The sequence below is a fragment of the Steroidobacter denitrificans genome, assembly GCF_001579945.1.
GTDB classification, from domain to species: domain Bacteria; phylum Pseudomonadota; class Gammaproteobacteria; order Steroidobacterales; family Steroidobacteraceae; genus Steroidobacter; species Steroidobacter denitrificans.
Genome location: NZ_CP011971.1, coordinates 2,361,487 through 2,376,769, shown reverse-complemented (window position 1 = coordinate 2,376,769; position 15,283 = coordinate 2,361,487). Strand labels below are relative to the sequence as shown.

General features: G+C 60.8%; 13 protein-coding genes. 11 read left to right on the top strand and 2 right to left on the bottom strand.

Going from position 1 to position 15,283, the window contains the following annotated elements:
* Window positions 1-134 precede the first annotated feature (134 nt).
* Together ACG33_RS16180 and ACG33_RS16175 are read right to left on the bottom strand one after the other, a co-directional pair.
* Entirely contained in the window at window positions 135-278 is a 144-nt protein-coding gene (locus tag ACG33_RS16180; RefSeq protein WP_157071761.1) for a hypothetical protein, read from the bottom strand.
* 27 nt (window positions 279-305) lie between these two features.
* Entirely contained in the window at window positions 306-512 is a 207-nt protein-coding gene (locus ACG33_RS16175) for a hypothetical protein (RefSeq protein ID WP_157071760.1), read from the bottom strand.
* Window positions 513-1,489: 977 nt separating this feature from the next.
* Between ACG33_RS16175 and ACG33_RS10790 the strand changes: the two genes are divergently transcribed.
* From ACG33_RS10790 to ACG33_RS10740, 11 genes are all read left to right on the top strand, one after another.
* Window positions 1,490-1,714 carry an SDR family NAD(P)-dependent oxidoreductase gene (locus ACG33_RS10790; protein ID WP_066921111.1) on the top strand — a complete coding sequence of 75 codons (225 nt, stop codon included), beginning with the start codon at window positions 1,490-1,492 and terminating at the stop codon, window positions 1,712-1,714.
* A gap of 117 nt (window positions 1,715-1,831) precedes the next feature.
* Window positions 1,832-4,216, top strand: coding sequence for a TonB-dependent receptor (locus ACG33_RS10785; RefSeq protein WP_168160070.1), 2,385 nt, complete (start codon window positions 1,832-1,834; stop codon window positions 4,214-4,216).
* A gap of 186 nt (window positions 4,217-4,402) precedes the next feature.
* The gene (locus ACG33_RS10780) at window positions 4,403-5,809 is read left to right on the top strand and encodes an FAD-dependent oxidoreductase (RefSeq protein WP_066921107.1); all 1,407 of its coding nucleotides are present in this window, start codon (window positions 4,403-4,405) and stop codon (window positions 5,807-5,809) included.
* A 365-nt stretch (window positions 5,810-6,174) separates the two neighbouring features.
* On the top strand, window positions 6,175-7,839 hold the full coding sequence (locus tag ACG33_RS10775; RefSeq protein WP_322109164.1) for a class I adenylate-forming enzyme family protein: 1,665 nt from the start codon (window positions 6,175-6,177) through the stop codon (window positions 7,837-7,839).
* Window positions 7,840-7,896: 57 nt separating this feature from the next.
* Complete coding sequence (locus tag ACG33_RS10770; RefSeq protein ID WP_083536770.1) at window positions 7,897-8,940, top strand: LLM class flavin-dependent oxidoreductase; 1,044 nt, start codon at window positions 7,897-7,899, stop codon at window positions 8,938-8,940.
* Window positions 8,937-10,016 (top strand): LLM class flavin-dependent oxidoreductase, encoded by a 1,080-nt coding sequence (locus ACG33_RS10765; RefSeq protein ID WP_083536768.1) that lies wholly within the window; start codon window positions 8,937-8,939, stop codon window positions 10,014-10,016. The genes ACG33_RS10770 and ACG33_RS10765 overlap by 4 nt, the downstream gene beginning before the upstream one ends.
* A 5-nt stretch (window positions 10,017-10,021) precedes the next feature.
* Window positions 10,022-11,197: an acyl-CoA dehydrogenase family protein gene (locus ACG33_RS10760; protein WP_066921099.1), complete on the top strand. Its 1,176-nt coding sequence runs from the start codon at window positions 10,022-10,024 to the stop codon at window positions 11,195-11,197.
* Window positions 11,194-12,348, top strand: coding sequence for an acyl-CoA dehydrogenase family protein (locus tag ACG33_RS10755; RefSeq protein ID WP_066921098.1), 1,155 nt, complete (start codon window positions 11,194-11,196; stop codon window positions 12,346-12,348). The genes ACG33_RS10760 and ACG33_RS10755 overlap by 4 nt, the downstream gene beginning before the upstream one ends.
* A gap of 43 nt (window positions 12,349-12,391) precedes the next feature.
* Window positions 12,392-13,321: an LLM class flavin-dependent oxidoreductase gene (locus ACG33_RS10750; RefSeq protein ID WP_083536766.1), complete on the top strand. Its 930-nt coding sequence runs from the start codon at window positions 12,392-12,394 to the stop codon at window positions 13,319-13,321.
* A gap of 18 nt (window positions 13,322-13,339) precedes the next feature.
* The gene (locus ACG33_RS10745) at window positions 13,340-14,335 is read left to right on the top strand and encodes an LLM class flavin-dependent oxidoreductase (protein ID WP_066921094.1); all 996 of its coding nucleotides are present in this window, start codon (window positions 13,340-13,342) and stop codon (window positions 14,333-14,335) included.
* Between the two features lie 66 nt (window positions 14,336-14,401).
* Window positions 14,402-15,160, top strand: coding sequence for an SDR family NAD(P)-dependent oxidoreductase (locus tag ACG33_RS10740; protein ID WP_066921092.1), 759 nt, complete (start codon window positions 14,402-14,404; stop codon window positions 15,158-15,160).
* Window positions 15,161-15,283 lie beyond the last annotated feature (123 nt).

The following is a 15,283-nucleotide window of genomic DNA, read 5'->3' as shown; positions in this document are numbered from 1 at the left end:
ATCACGTTTGTAATTGTTGACGAAAAATCTGGAACAAGGAAATGGCCTAGCTGTCCGTCGTCCCGCCGCCACGCATCCCTGATGGCGATCGAACGGCTGATTGAAGTCTGCCGCGAGTACGATTGGCGCGGCGTTCAGGTGTGAGCCTGCGGTAGCCTGAGGTAAGCTCCCGGGAACCCGAACACCGTGGTTGCGATGGCCGCCAGTGCGAACAGGTCCATCAAGTCCAGGTCGTAGCTGCCCGTGCTCTGTTGTGTGTAACCCACGAGGAAGTACATGGCGTAGAACTGCCAGAGCTTGCCCGGCTACAGCGACATGGACCCCGCGGCGGTGGCAAACAATACGATCGATGGCAGCAATATCCGCCGCACGCCGAAGCGGTCTACCAGTGAACCGACCACGGGCAAGAACACGACGATCGCAAGCGTCATGACGCTGTAGGCGGCCGATATATCGCCGCGCCCTGAATGAACCCACCACCCTTGGAACACCCGTGCAGGAGGGCCGCTCATGGCGGCCCGAGACTCGGCGGACGTATCCATGTGTTCACGGCGCATTCATGATGCGGTGTGCCCGATGGCGGCATAGGATTGGTCGGGGCGATAGTGGATGGTCCATATGCCCCCGATGCATTCAAATCAGTCAATATGGCGGCCGCGGGAGATGATATCGAACATCTTCCCAGCCTGCGGCACGTGCAACGCTACAGATACATAGGTTTCCGCATCCGCGCGATCACCGTCTAATTCGATCACAACGCCGCTGATGGCATGACATGTGGCGAGCACCGCCGCGTGTACCGGCCACAGTCATTCGATGAAGCCTTCAAACGAGCCTTTGTTTTAGAGAGGAGTGTAATCACAGATTCCGCCCGGATGCCAGCAGGACTTGCCGATATCTTCACCCATCCGATCCATGCTGCGGCAATCGCGGTGAATCACCTTGATGATGGCCTGTTTCGCGCCCAGTTCTTCCGATCCCAATGTTCTGATACCTATATTCGATCTCCACAGTCGTTGATCGAGTCGTTACCTGCACGATCACAATCGCGCCACGATACCGATGCCACTTGGATTGATTCCCAAAGTACTTAGATCTTCTGATGAAGGCTTGGAACTGATAATGTTACACTGTATCATAAACAAACAGGTATGATTGTTCATTAATGTTCTAGGCGCTGTTTGGTGGGCTGCCGGCTGCCGGGAATGAATACGATGGCTGTGCTGCGTACCGCAAGGAGCGGATCAGTAGGGTTGTATGGTTAATTATAGGCAGCTGACCTACGTTTACCTGCTCAGGATGACGGGTATTTGCGAGACGGTGGGTCAACTAATAGTTAAGCATGCATTTAAACGCTTCGTGACCAGCGAAAAGCGTAGCGAAAACCCGCTTTCGCTGACGTCTTCTTGTCGGTGGTTTGAGCGTCAATGGGCGGGCAGCGACGGGACGGTACGTACAGTACGCAATCACCAATAGAAGGTGATGGGCGATGAGTGAGCAGCGATTCTCGGGGAAGGTTACGCTGGTCACAGGAGCGAGTTCCGGGATTGGCCGCGCAGCAGGCATCGCCCTGGCGCGCGAGGGTGCTACCGTCATCGCCGCCGCCAGGCGGCGTAAGCAGGGATCGGCGGTTGCGCTGTTTCTGTTGTCCGATGCCGCAAGCTACATGACCGGGGCTGTCGTTGTGGCTGATGGCGGCTCCGTGGTGTACTGAACCGAGCCGAAGGTTTACGGCTGGCTGTCCGGCGCGCCGCCGACTCGACGTGTGCAGGGCTGTGGCCCTGATATGGGTACGATCTTTTCGACGGAGTTTTTGGCGAGGGGAACGAAGATGAGAAACAGGTTCCATTTATTTGCATTGGGCGCGATGAGCGTGGTGGCGGCGCCGTCGTTGGCCCAGGAAACGGCGAGAGCGACTGAAACTGAGGGCGCACAACTCGAAGAAATCATTGTCCAGGCGCGCCGCCGGGCGGAAAGCATTCAGGACACGCCGGTTGCGGTGTCGGCGATCAACCGGGCGATGCTGGAACAGCGCTTCGCAAACACCCTGGCCGACCTGCAGGGCGTGGCGCCGAACGTGGTGCTGGACGCGGGTGGAGCGTTTGGACAGGCGGCGTACTTTGCGATCCGTGGCATCAGTTACCAGGATGTCGAGTCCAGTTTCGATCCGGCGATTGGCGTGACCATCGACGGCGTATTCATCGGGCGCAATATCGGTTCGTTGACCGATTTCTTCGATATCGAGCAGGTTGAGATCCTGCGCGGCCCGCAGGGTACCTTGTTCGGTCGTAACACCATCGGCGGGACGATCAACGTGCGCACGGCCCGCCCGTCGGGGCTGGAGGCGTATAAGGCAATCGTGACCTATGGCAATGAAGGCACACTCAATCTGCGCGCTTCCGCGGATCTGCCCTTGATCGACGGTAAGCTTGCGGCCAGGATTTCAGCGCTGTCATTGAGCTCGGATGGTTTCTGGAGGAACGAGTTCACGCCGCAGCCGACGGACGCGTCGTTCACCGATGTGACGGCCGTGCGCGCGTCTCTCAGATATACGCCGACGGCCGACTGGACCATTGACCTTATCGTCGACCATACGAGCGATCGCAGCGGCACGCAGGGATTCATCCCTGCTCACTCCACGACGCCGCTTTCGTGTTCGCCGGCACTGTCGGCCGCGGATTGCGCCATCGCGCAGCAGGCCATTCCGCAGGCTCAACAGAGCGTCTTTGCGGCGTTGGCGCTCGGTGCGGGCGTTCCGATTGCGGAAGTCGATCGTTTCACATCCGGGTTGAATCCCTATGTAACGAAGCCGGACGGCCAGTTCCGGCAGAACATCGAATCCAGCGGTGCGGTGCTGGATGTTACCTGGGACACCGATATCGGTACTCTGCGTTCGATCACGGGCTGGCGTCGGTTCGAGGCGGATCCGGTCTATGACTTCGATGCGCTGCCGGTGCGACTCTATGACGTCGGACGGCCCGAGACGCAGGATCAGTTCAGCCAGGAGTTCCAGATCAACACGGATTTCGGCTTGCCCGCTTTCAATCTCATTGCCGGTCTGTACTTCTTTCGGCAGGAATATGAAATCGAAGCGACCGCCGGCGGTATGCTGATCGGCCTGCCCACCGCCACGGTAATAACGAATATCACGGGGCAGACATCCAAGTCGTACGCGGTGTACGCCGAGGGCACCTATAACTTTACCGACGCATTTTCCGCGACGCTCGGCGGGCGCGTTACCCGTGATGAGAAAGATTTTCATACGACAATCCTCTTCGCGTCCGGAGACTACGGCGGCGTGCGCTGCGTCGCGGCAGACATGGTTGGATTTACGCGGTGCGAGGCCGACTACGATTCGACCGAGACCACGCCGCGCGCCATCCTTCAGTACAAGTTTACCGATGATCTGAACGTCTATGGCAGCTATTCCAAGGGCTACAAGGCGGGTGGTTTCAGCGGTCGCGGCCAGACGCCGACCTCGATCGGTCCGTTCAAACCGGAAAAGGTCGATGCTTATGAGATCGGCATCAAGTCCAGCTGGTTCGAGCGGCGTCTGCGAGCAAATTTGACGGGTTTCTACAACAAATATGATGGCTTGCAGGTTGATATCGTGCAGCCGGAGCCGTTGTCTCCGACGGGCACGGAGACAATCGTCACGAACGCCGCCTCGGCCGAGACCCGTGGCGTGGAACTGGAAGTGTCCGCCAACGCAACGGACAGCCTGAGCTTCAATGTTGCCGTAGGTTATCTGGATGCGGAGTACAAGGAGTTCGGGCAGGCCATCCTGGTGGACGGAATGCCTGTCCTGCGTCCCGACGGTACGGCTATCGTCGAGGATCTGTCGCACTTCGATATGCGTCGCGCGCCGAAATGGTCGTACAGCATCGGCGGCGCTTACTCCGCGCCGATCGCGGCAAATCTGCTCGGAGCGATCCGTCTCGATTATCGGCACACTTCGGAAACGTTCACGACCGTTCGTAATCAGCCGTACGGCCGCCGAGGTTCATTGGGTCTGCTCGACGGATCGATTTCAGTCAGTGGCAGCGACGAGCGATATACGCTGGCGCTCTATGGCAAGAACCTGACCGACGAGAAATACATCAATTCGGCGCAGCCCATCGGAGAGGGGTCACTGACGTGGGAAGGATCGCTCGGCGGCTTTGCTTTTTACGCGCCGCGCCGCGAGTATGGCGTCGAATTGACTGCGAAGTTCTAAAGGAGTTCCAAGGTAGAGCAGATCGTTACGGCTGTCCGGCTTCGAGCAGGCCGGACAGCCGCGGCGTCTTCTTCCCGGCGGCTCTCCGCTCGCCGGTGAACGCCTCGGTACGTTGATCCAAGGGTAGCGGCGTGGGACCGCAGCTGGCCGCAAGATTGCCCAGAAAATGACGAGGACGAAAAACCCATGAACACCGATTACGACGTGATCGTGCTCGGCGGCGGCGGAGCCGGAATGGCTGCGGCGCTGACGGCGACCGAGACCGGCGCGCGGGTTCTGCTCGTGGAAGTCGCCGATAAGCTGGGAGGTTCGACAGCGCTGTCGGGGGGCGTCTACTACGCAGCCGGCACCCGGGTGCAGCAAGCCAGAGGAATCGAAGGCGATACGCAGGAAGCGGCTTACCTCTACTACATGGCGCTGACACAGCACAAGGTGGAAGCATCTCTTGTGCGGCGATTCTGCGACGAGGCGGCCGACGGTCTGGAATGGCTGATGTCCCTCGGCGTCGAGTTTCTTCCCGAGGGTCTGTATGTCTCCGGCGTCGATGGAATCGCCCGCGGGCACTCGCCGACAGGCGCGGGCGCCGCGATCGCCGAGGCGCTCGAGGGTGCCCTCGGACAAAAATCGGTGGATGTCGTCTTGCGTACGCACGTTAACCGGTTGCTGGTCGATCCGGATGGCGGCCTTCGAGGCATCGTGGTCGGCGACGATGCCATCACGGCGGGCGCGGTCGTCATTGCCACAGGCGGCTTTGGTGCGAACGAGGAATTTCTGAGCCGCTACTATTCTCAGGCCGCGGCGCAAGGCGACAGGGCCTGGTACATCGGTGCAAGGACCAATCGCGGGGACGGCATCGTGCTGGCTCAGGCCGTCGGCGCGGATATGACGGGATTCAATCGAGGGTTGCTACTCGTGACTCCCGGTTTTGCCAAAGACCTAGAGGTTTTCCTGCCGGGCTGGCTGATGTATGTAAATCGAAATGGACGTAGATTCATCAATGAGACGACCGAGTATGCAGTAGTCTCAAGTGTAGTCAATGAGCAACTGGGCGGGGAATGCTTCGCCGTCTTCGACGAGCAGTCTCGTGCATGCGCTCCAAGGATCATCGAGGCGGGCGATTATCCGCTACCGAGCTGGGAGCCCGAATCGCTTGAGAAACAGACTGCGCAAGGCAAGATTTTCCGCGGTGCGACCATTCACGAACTCGCCCGGAACGCCGGAATTCGCGCGGATGCTCTCGAGGCGACGATCGAGTCGTACAACGCGAGCTGCGACAGCGGCCAAGACCGGGAGTACTTCAAGGACAGCACCAACTTATTACCGGTTCGCAAGCCGCCTTTCTATGCGGTGCGCATGCGACCGGCGATCATCTGCCTGACCTCCGCAGGTCTGCGCATCGACAGTGAGACGCGTGTACTGAACGTCGGCAACCGTCCCGTTCCTGGCCTTTTCGCCGCCGGCGAGACCGTCGGCGGCATCCTCGGGGATTGCTATATCGGAGGAGGAAACTCGGTGACCAATGCGATCGTTTTTGGCCGGGCCGCTGGACGTAGTGCGGCCGCCTGGGCGAGCAGCCGGCAAGCAGTGGCCTGAGCATCTCGCATCAAGTACTTATTTTCCTTCAGGGTTCGATAGTTCGGAATACAGAATACCGGCGAATCTGCAACGGCTCTGCGGCGGCGGGTTTCGCCGGGTCGGGAAGTATAATTCGGAGTATCGCCGGCGGGGTGCAGCCCGAGCAGCCCTGCTTCGGAGCCGAAACCGGAATCGTCCGCGACGCCGGGCGTGACATTGTAGGGATTTGTGCTACTATCCATAACAAAACGAACACGGCGGTTTGTTATGATAAAAGTGAACGAGGAGCGCAATATGCTGTTCGACCGACACAGGCTTTGCGTTTTGGATAAATCCCATCACACCCCGAACCGCCCGGTACCGCGAGTCCACTGGACGCTCGGATGACTGGCGTGGCCAAGCATCAATTTCCGCATTTCTCCGCCGCCTACAGCCGCATGTGGCGCGACGCGGGGCTTTGGCTCGACTGTACGCTGCACCAGGGGCTCGATGAGACGGCGGCGGCTCAGCCGGACAAAACGGCGCTGATCACGGTCGAGAGAACCTATACGTTCGCGCAGTTCAAGGCCGAGTCCGATGCGCTGGCGGCGGGTCTGCTCGGGATCGGCATCCGGCCTGGCGACATTGTCGCGGTCATGCTTCCGAACTGGGTCGAATTTTGTTTTCTGCAGATTGCCTTGTCGAGAATCGGCGCCATCATTCAGCCGACGCACACCGTCTTTCGCGAGCGTGAGATCGTCAATCTTTTCGAATTCTGCGAGACCGATGCAGTCGTAGTCCCGGAGAGTTTCCGGGATTTTGCGTTCGCGGACATGATTCGGTCGGTTCGGCCACAGCTGCCGTCTCTGCGCGAGGTCGTTATCGCCCGTGGTGTCGCCGCTGCTGATGAGTCGATCTTGAGCGCGCTGATTGAGGAAGGCCGCGGAAATCTACACCGTCTGAACGCGATCAGGACGTCGGCGGATGATATCTTCTACCTGAACTTCACCTCCGGCACGGAGGGAAATCCGAAGGGCTTTCTGCACACGCACAATACCGTGATCTCGCTAATGAAGCAGCTGGTCCGGTACATGGCCGCCGATACGGTGATGCTGGCATGTTCGCCGATGACGCACAGCTTCGGCCACTTCACCACGTACTACTGCGTGCTCGGCGGTTTTCCGATGGTCGTGCTGGATCGCTACAGTCCGACTCAGGTTCTTGCGATGATAGAGCGTGCCCGCGTGACCATGCTGTCCGGGACTCCGGCGCATCTGTTCGGGATTTTGCGCCATGCTGACTTCGGTAAATACGATACCTCGTGCATCAAGTCGGTGGCAGTGGGAGGGGCGCGCAGTTCGCCGGATCTAATCGGTGAATTGAAACGGGTATGGGGCGTCAAGTCCGCCAACACCTATGGGATGGGGGAGACCATCGTCCATACGCGCACGGCGCCCGATGATCCGGACGATAAGGTCAGCGAGTCGGTAGGGCGCCCCGTTTTCGGCGCGCAGCTCAAGATCGTCGATCCGCTTGATCGGTCGATCACGATGCCAGCAGGTGGTGTTGGTGAGATTTGCTTTCGCGGTCCTACGCTGTTTGTCGGGTACCATAATCAGCCGCAGAAGACTGCAGCAACCCGCGACGAGGCCGGATGGTTCTACACCGGTGATCTCGGCTTTGTGGATGATGAGGGTTATTTGTACTTCGCAGGGAGGGCGAGGGAGGTCATCAATCGCGGCGGATCGAAGATCTATCCGAAGGAAATCGAGGATCTTCTGTGTCAACATCCGGCGATCCTGCATTCCGCAGTGGTCGGCATGCCCGATGAACGCCTTGGCGAGCGGGTGTGTGCCTACATCGTCACGCGCGATAACCGTGAGCTCGAGCTTGCTGAAATCAGCGAGTTCTTTACCGAGAAAAAGGCGATGAAGTACATGTATCCGGAGATGCTGGTGCGCCTGGATGCAATGCCCATGACTCCGACGGGAAAGATCCAGAAGGCAGCGCTTCAAAAGGATGCCGCGACACGCGCCGGAAATTCGCAGTTCGCGCGGCCACCTGCTTGATGCCATTACAGCCGTGATTTTTGAGAGCAGGCCATCGTACTGGAGGACAACCGCTTCATGGATATAGTTATCGGACCCTACGGGATGCAGAGCCCGCATTCGTATCGGCGATCGCATGCCGACATGTACGACGATCTCATTGTGCACGCACAGAAGGCCGAGGAACTAGGATACGACGGCATCGCCGTAACGGAGCATTCATTCTGGTACGACGGCTACTGTCCGGCGCTGCTGCCGGCTCTCGCGTCGCTCGCTGTGAATACCACGCGCATCAAGCTCGTGACCGGGGCGTTGCTCATACCACAGCACGATCCACTGAAAATCGCTGAGCAGGCGGCCGTGCTCGATCGACTGTCGAACGGACGCCTGGTGCTCGGTCTCGGTGCCGGCTATCGACCAGAGGAATTCCACGGTCATGGCGTGGAGATCGGTCGCATCGGCTCGCGCTTTATCGAGGCGTTCGAAGTAGTGCGGCGCGCGCTCACCGAGGAAACGTTCTCATTCAGCGGCGAATACTACAATTACAGCAACGTTTCGTTAAAGACACGCCCGCAGCAGCGCGAAATGCCGATGTGGGTGTGCGGCGGCTTCGCGGACTGGTCGGTGAAGGCCGCGGCCAAGCGGGGCTGGTCGTACTGCACGACCGGCGACGCCGACTGCGGCATGGGCGTATTCGATCGCTATGCGGCTTTTGCCCGCGAGTTCGGTCGTGATCCGAGCACCCTGAAGCGTGCCAAATTCGTCGACGTCTACCTTGCCGCAAGCGAGGAAGAGGCCGCCGTGACGATCGAGCAGGATTACTGGCCGGCAATGCGCGATCAGTTCATCGGCTTCGGCTTCTTCCGGTTGAAGAACCCCGACGGCACGCAGGTGACCGAGCCGCCGCCTGGCATGAAGGAGCAGTTCATCACCAATCCGAACCGTCCGCGTGGCAGTCCAGCCCACGTGCGCGAGATGTTCAAACCGGTTACCGACTACGGCGTCGACATGCTTCTGGCCCGTTTGAGTTGGGCCAATTTCCGTAACGATCGGATGTTGGAATCGATGGAACTGTTTGCGAGAGAGGTCATGCCGGCGCTGAGGCAGAGGAGTCGGAAATGAGAGTGGGCTTGCTGTATTCACTGGGACCGGATTGCTCCTATCGGAACGCGCTGGAGCAGATCGTCGAGGCCGATCGCCTGGGTTTCGATTCGGCTCTGTTCGAGGAACACCATGGCACATTGGGCGCTCCGGAAGTCGCGCCGCTGGCGGCCGGCGCGGCCGCACGCACCAGATCGATCCGGGTCGGTCCGGCAAATCGGCAGTTGACGCTGGATTTCCCGCTGAACAGCGCTGAAGACTATGCCCTCGTCGATATCGTTTCGCGCGGGCGTCTGATCATGGGCGTGTCGGCGGGCGAGCGTGCGGAAGAGTTTGCTGCCGCCGGCGTGCCATGGTCGGAGCGCGAGGCGCGTTTTCGCGAGGCTACCGATTTGCTGCGGACGGTATGGTCGCAGAGCAATGTACAGTTCATCGGCGAGCATTACACGTTTCCGCTGCACGCCGAGGGAGCGCGGGGCTGGCGGCGCGAGCCTTTCAAGACGCCGTTCATAGACCAGTGGCGCCGCGGCCAGATCACCGATGCCCAACATCTCCCGCTCCTGCCGCGACCGACACAGCTGCCGCACCCGCCGATCTGGGTGAACGCCGGTAGTCGCGCGGTGATCGAATGGGCGGCAAGCCGAGGCTACCACCTGCTGGTTTCCTCTATCGAAACCGACGATGAAGTTCGTGAAAAGGTGAACTGGTATGACTCGGCCCTGGCAAAAGCGGGCCGCGATCGCAGCGAGGTCGAGGTGGCGTTGGCGCGCGAGCTGTTCATCGCCGCGGACGGGTGGGCCGCGCGTGACAAGGCCATACCCTCGCTACGTGCTCGTTTCGATGCATTGCGCCGGGAAGCCGTAGAGGAACGGGCCGGCCTGGCGGCGATCCGCGGTTTGACCGACGAGGATCTGCTGGCGAAGTGTGCGCTGTTCGGTAGCTACGATGAAGTGCTCGAGCGCCTGCTGCGTTTCAAGGGCGACGTGGGCATCACTCACCTGCTCTGCAGAATGCACCTGCCTGGCCGCGATCATCTCGATGTCATCGAAAGCATTCGCCTGACGTCCTCGATGCTGCAGACGCGCCTGGTCGCCTGACCCGCATGGATCTCGCATTCTCACCGGCCGAGGAGGATTACCGCCAGCGCCTACGAGCCTGGATTGCGGCCAATAGCTACCATGCGGCAGCGATCGCCAAGGCATCTGATCCGATCCAGGCGGCTAGGGACTGGCAGCGCCGCCTGTGGAAGGCGGGATACGTGGGGCTGACCTGGCCCAAGACCTATGGCGGGCAGGAAGCCAAGTTGACGGAGCAAGTCATCGTTGCCGAGGAGATCGCTCGTGCCCGGTTGCCGGCGCTCATCAACGCTGTTGGTCTGAGTATTCTGGGCCCGACGCTGGTGTTGCATGCCACGGATGAGCAGCGCCGCCGTTTCCTGCCGAAAATTCTTGCCGCAGATGAAATATGGTGTCAGGGGTTCAGCGAACCCGGCGCAGGCAGCGACCTGGCCGCCCTGCGCACCCGCGCCGTGCTCGACGGCGACAGCTTCGTCGTTACGGGTCAGAAGATCTGGACGAGTCTCGGCAATATCGCCGATTGGTGCTTCCTGCTGGTGAGAACGGATCCGGATGCACCGAAGCGGGAGGGCATCAGTTATCTACTATGCGACATGAAATCGCCCGGAATCACTGTGCGTCCCGTGAGGAATGCGGGTGGCGGCGTCCACTTCTGCGAGATGTTCTTCGACGAGGTGCGTATTCCGCGGGTCAATCTCGTGGGGCCGCTGCATGGCGGCTGGAAGATCGCGCGCAGTACGCTGGATCACGAACGCAGCGGCTTGTCGGGCGTCATCGCCCTGGAGAATGGCGTCGAACGCCTCTGGCGGCTGGCGCATGCGAACCGCGAGCCCGGTTACCTCGATCGCTCATTACGCCAGCAGGCGGCCTGGTACTGGATTGAACTGGAGGGCCTGCGCTATCTCGGATTTCGGGCTTTGAGCGACCAACTGGCTGGACGGCAACCCGGACCTTCCGCCTCGGTCGGCAAGCTGTTCGCGTCCAGGCTTCGCCAGAAAGTAGCCAAATCCATGCTGGAGAGTGCCGGGCCGCTCGCCTGCCTCACCAAGAAGTCTCCGCATGTCCTTGCAAGAGGTCGCCTGGTGGCGGGGTACTTCGATGCGCTCGGCTACAGCATCGGCGGCGGGACCAGCGAGATCATGCGCAACGTCATCGCCGAGAAGGTGCTGGGACTGCCGCGCTCGAGCGGAGGCGATGAATGAACTTCGAGTTAAGCGACGATCTCGTTGCATTGCGCGACGTTGCACGCGAGTTTCTGAGCGAACGCTGGACGACCGAAGCTGCACGCAAGGCGCTCGACGGTCCGGCGGCCGTTGTGCCGGAGGCGCTGTGGGCGCAGATGGCGGATATGGGATGGTTCGGCGCCGCCTGCGGCGAAGCGTCGGGAGGCAGCGGGCTCGGCATGACGGCCGCCGCCCTGCTGGCGATGGAAGCCGGACGTGCGCTGTTGCCCAGCGCCCTGATGTCGACGCTCGCGGGTGCGATAGCGATCGACCGCAGCGGCCAGGGGAAGCTGAAGGGAGAGGTGCTTCCAGCGATCATCGCCGGCACGATACCGGTGACGCTCGCGTTCGAGGAACAGAACGGAACCTGGGGTCCGGATGGCGGCGCTTTGGTCGCGGACGCCGCGCAGGGAGAGTTATCAGTGTCGGGCACGAAGATTCTCGTCCCGGATGCCGGTACGGCGCGCTTGTACTTGAGCAGCGTGAGCGTTGCGGGTCGATCGATGCTGCTGGCCGTGCCGGCCGGACTGCCAGGATTGACTTCGGCTGCCATGGCGCGGATCGACGGGCAGGATCTTGGAGAGCTGTGCTTCGATCAGGTCGTGGTCGCTACCGACCAGATGCTCGGAGCATACGAGGATGGATCCGCCGTTCGAGAAGCATATGCCGTTTGGACGGTGCTGGTGGCGGCGGATCTTCTTGGGTGCGCCGAGGCGGCGATGGACATGACGGTTGAATATTGCAAACAGCGGATGCAATTCGGTCGCCCGATCGGGGCATTCCAGGCTGTTAGCCATCGGCTGGCCGATGTTCAGGTCAGCATCGAGATCGGCCGCAGCCTGTTGTATGCCGCCTGCCTGTCCCTCGACGAACAACGGTCCGATGCGTGCGCGCTGGTGTCTGCGGCGAAGGCTTTCATCAACGAAGCGGCCATTGAGTCGTGCGAGGCGGCGATGCAGCTGCATGGCGGGATAGGCTACACGTGGGAACTCGACGTACATCTGTATCTGCGGCGCGTACGGTCGAACGCCGTGACGGCCGGCGATGCTTCGTATCATCGCGAAGTGGTCGTCCGGCACCTGTCGGATCGCTATGCCGATCAAAGTGACGCAGGAGCTGAAGTGACATGAATGCTCGTCGAGTGAATGACCAGATTCTGAATGGGAGATTCCAATGAGAGTTGGATTGAGTTGGGACTTGAGCGAGGCCGGTCAAGCCATATCGGCCTGGCCGCGAGTCATGAGCGAGATAGAGAAGGGCGACGCGCTCGGATTCGATAGCGCCTGGGTTGCGGAAAGCCGTGGAACGCGTGACGCCTGCTCCCAGCCAACCGTATTTCTGACATTCGCGGCGCGGCGAGCCCGGAACATTCATCTGCGAGCCTTGTCGCGACGTATTGCCGGCGAGCTGCCCGTGCGTCTTGCGGAGGAGGTCACGCTGCTGGATCTCTTTTCGCGTGGCCGCGGGGGGATTGCCTATGCCTCGGCCAGCAGCCAGGGCCTGGAGCCGTTCGCCGTGCACGAGACGATCGAGTTCAGCCGTGGCGCATGGGCCACCAACGAGGTGCGGTACCGGGGCCGATACCTGCGGTTTCCTTCGCACACCGGCGATGATGCGCCCGAGGGGTTCAGTTATCCGGAATGGACCGGAGAGTACATCCCGCAGTGGGAATGGGGCGCAACCCGCTCGACCGCCGATTTTCTCGCACTGACACCCAAGCCGCTTACCATCCACGTGCCGGTCTACGTAGCCATTGACGACGAGCCGACGCTCGAATGGGCTGCCCGCAGCGGGGTGTCGCCCTTCGTGGGCGTCGAACACACCACGCAGGACGCCGTCGATAAGCTGTCGCGCTACCGACGTATCGCCGATCAGGCCGGCCGCCGCAGCTACGAGGTGGACGCCATCATCGAGCGTTATGTTGCCATCGACGGACCATCGGATCCGCGGACGTTCGGCGGAACCACCCACGAGATCGCCTGCGCAATCCGGGAAGTCGCTGCAGCTACGCGAGCCAGCCATTTCGTATGGCGGCAGGATCGAACCGGCGATGCTGGTTTGAGCCGCTTCGCCAACGAAGTGCAGACCAAACTGCAGGCCTGAAGATAGAGGAAGAAGTTCATGGAATTCTGGACGTCATTCGCCGGCCAATTCGTGCTGCGGGGCTTTGCCCTTTCCGTTCCCGCGAGCTATGACCAACTCGTCGCAACCGCCGTCGATGCAGAGCGACTGGGTTTCGACGGCGTGGTCGCCTCGGAGCACCATTTCGAGTACAACCGCTTCCTGCCTTATCCGCTGCAGGCTCTTGCAGCAGCCGCATCGGCGACATCCAAGATCCGGCTGATCACCGGTGCCATGCTGCTGCCGCTCTATGATCCGATGCGCGCGGCAGAGGCGGCGGCCACCGTGGACATCCTGTCCAATGGCCGCGTCACTCTAGGGCTCGGCATGGGATATCGGCCCATGGAGTTCGACGGCATAGGTACGGCGAAAAGCACTCGTGGCGCGCGATTGTCGGAGGCCATGGAGGTCATTCGGCTAGCCAGCAGCCAGGAGCGCTTCAGCTACCAGGGCAAGCACTATCAGTATACGGATGAGCAACTGTTTCCGATGCCGGTCCAGCAGCCGATCGACATGTGGTTCTGCGGCGGCACCACGCGTATCGGCGCTCAACGCGCCGCCAGCGGTGGATTTGACTATTGGACGGCAAATTCGGGATACGATCGGGCGAAGGACATCATCGATCTTTATCGGGATTTCGGCAAGACTGCTGGGTATGGTCCGGACGATCTGCGCGTCGCGGTCTTCAGGGACGTATTCGTGGGAGACACTCTGGCGGAAGCGCATGATGCTAGGGACTGGTTCCTCGAGTCCTATTACAATGAGCACATACGCTGCTACGGATATCTGCTCGACGACAGGGGCGAGCCGCTCTTCAACCCACCGTTCGATCATCCTGCCTACTTAGCATTCGTGGAAAGCTTGCTCTGCGGCACCTATGACATGGTGATCACGGAGCTGAAACGATTCGAGAAACTCGGCGTACACTCGATTACCGTTCCGGCCGTACAACTCGAGGCTTTGTCCAAGCACGTCCTGCCGGAATTTCAGCGCTGAGACGGTTTTAGGTCCTTGACGGCGCGTGGGCCGGTGGCCGGATCGGTAGCAGGAGGATGCGGACTGATGAATGATTTCGCGGGTCGGGTGGTGTTGGTTACCGGGGCTTCGTCGGGTATCGGCCGTGCCGCGGCCCTACTGCTCGGCGGTCGAGGCGCCCATGTGATTGTCGCGGCCCGGCGTCCCGTGGAGGGACAGGAAACAGTCGATCAAATCGTCGCGTCTGGGGGGACCGGCGAGTACCTCACGGTAGATCTAGCGGATGCCGAGTCCATCGATACGCTGTTTGCGTCGATCGTGTCGCATCACGGACGGCTCGACGGCGCGTTCAACAATGCCGGAGTCGAGGTCGATGCTGCACCGCTGCCGGACACACCGGTGGCCGCCTTCGATGAGGTGTTCGGCACGAACGTGCGTGGTACCTGGCTCTGTCTTCGCCACGAGATGCGCATCATGCGGGAGCAAGGTCACGGAACGATCGTGAGTACTTCCTCGATCGCGGGAATCGTCGGCTTTGCGAACCGGTCCATCTATACGGCCAGCAAGCACGCCATCGTCGGCATGACGAAGTCCGCCGCGCTGGAGCTGGCGCATCTCGGTATACGTATCAACTGTCTTCTACCCGGCGGTGCTTACACTGAGATGTCGACGCGCTGGGTCAGCATGGTTCCCGGCGGCTACGATGCGCTCGCAGAGGGAATCCCGATGAAGCGCTGGGGTATGCCCGAGGAAATGGCGGAAGCAGCGGTGTGGCTGTTGTCGGATGCTGCCAGCTACGTTACTGGCGCGAATCTGGTGGTCGACGGTGGGCTCAGCGTTCCCTGAGCCGGTGCTGAACAGATCATTGCGGAAGCAACACTCCGTAGTCGTGATGCTCGACGCCGATCCGCGTTCGTGACCGTTGACGGCGGTCGGGGTACGGATATCGGGAACAGTGAATCAGGAGTC

What these genes read in the sequence shown, in the direction of transcription:
- ACG33_RS10780 (WP_066921107.1), top strand. Translation starts at nt 4,403, where the DNA reads ATGAACACCGATTACGACGTGATCGTGCTCGGCGGCGGCGGAGCCGGA.
- ACG33_RS10740 (WP_066921092.1), top strand. Translation starts at nt 14,402, where the DNA reads ATGAATGATTTCGCGGGTCGGGTGGTGTTGGTTACCGGGGCTTCGTCG.
- ACG33_RS10745 (WP_066921094.1), top strand. Translation starts at nt 13,340, where the DNA reads ATGGAATTCTGGACGTCATTCGCCGGCCAATTCGTGCTGCGGGGCTTT.
- ACG33_RS10775 (WP_322109164.1), top strand. Translation starts at nt 6,175, where the DNA reads ATGACTGGCGTGGCCAAGCATCAATTTCCGCATTTCTCCGCCGCCTAC.
- ACG33_RS10765 (WP_083536768.1), top strand. Translation starts at nt 8,937, where the DNA reads ATGAGAGTGGGCTTGCTGTATTCACTGGGACCGGATTGCTCCTATCGG.
- ACG33_RS10760 (WP_066921099.1), top strand. Translation starts at nt 10,022, where the DNA reads ATGGATCTCGCATTCTCACCGGCCGAGGAGGATTACCGCCAGCGCCTA.
- ACG33_RS10770 (WP_083536770.1), top strand. Translation starts at nt 7,897, where the DNA reads ATGGATATAGTTATCGGACCCTACGGGATGCAGAGCCCGCATTCGTAT.
- ACG33_RS16175 (WP_157071760.1), bottom strand. Translation starts at nt 512, where the DNA reads ATGAGCGGCCCTCCTGCACGGGTGTTCCAAGGGTGGTGGGTTCATTCA.
- ACG33_RS10750 (WP_083536766.1), top strand. Translation starts at nt 12,392, where the DNA reads ATGAGAGTTGGATTGAGTTGGGACTTGAGCGAGGCCGGTCAAGCCATA.
- ACG33_RS10785 (WP_168160070.1), top strand. Translation starts at nt 1,832, where the DNA reads ATGAGAAACAGGTTCCATTTATTTGCATTGGGCGCGATGAGCGTGGTG.
- ACG33_RS16180 (WP_157071761.1), bottom strand. Translation starts at nt 278, where the DNA reads ATGTACTTCCTCGTGGGTTACACACAACAGAGCACGGGCAGCTACGAC.
- ACG33_RS10790 (WP_066921111.1), top strand. Translation starts at nt 1,490, where the DNA reads ATGAGTGAGCAGCGATTCTCGGGGAAGGTTACGCTGGTCACAGGAGCG.
- ACG33_RS10755 (WP_066921098.1), top strand. Translation starts at nt 11,194, where the DNA reads ATGAACTTCGAGTTAAGCGACGATCTCGTTGCATTGCGCGACGTTGCA.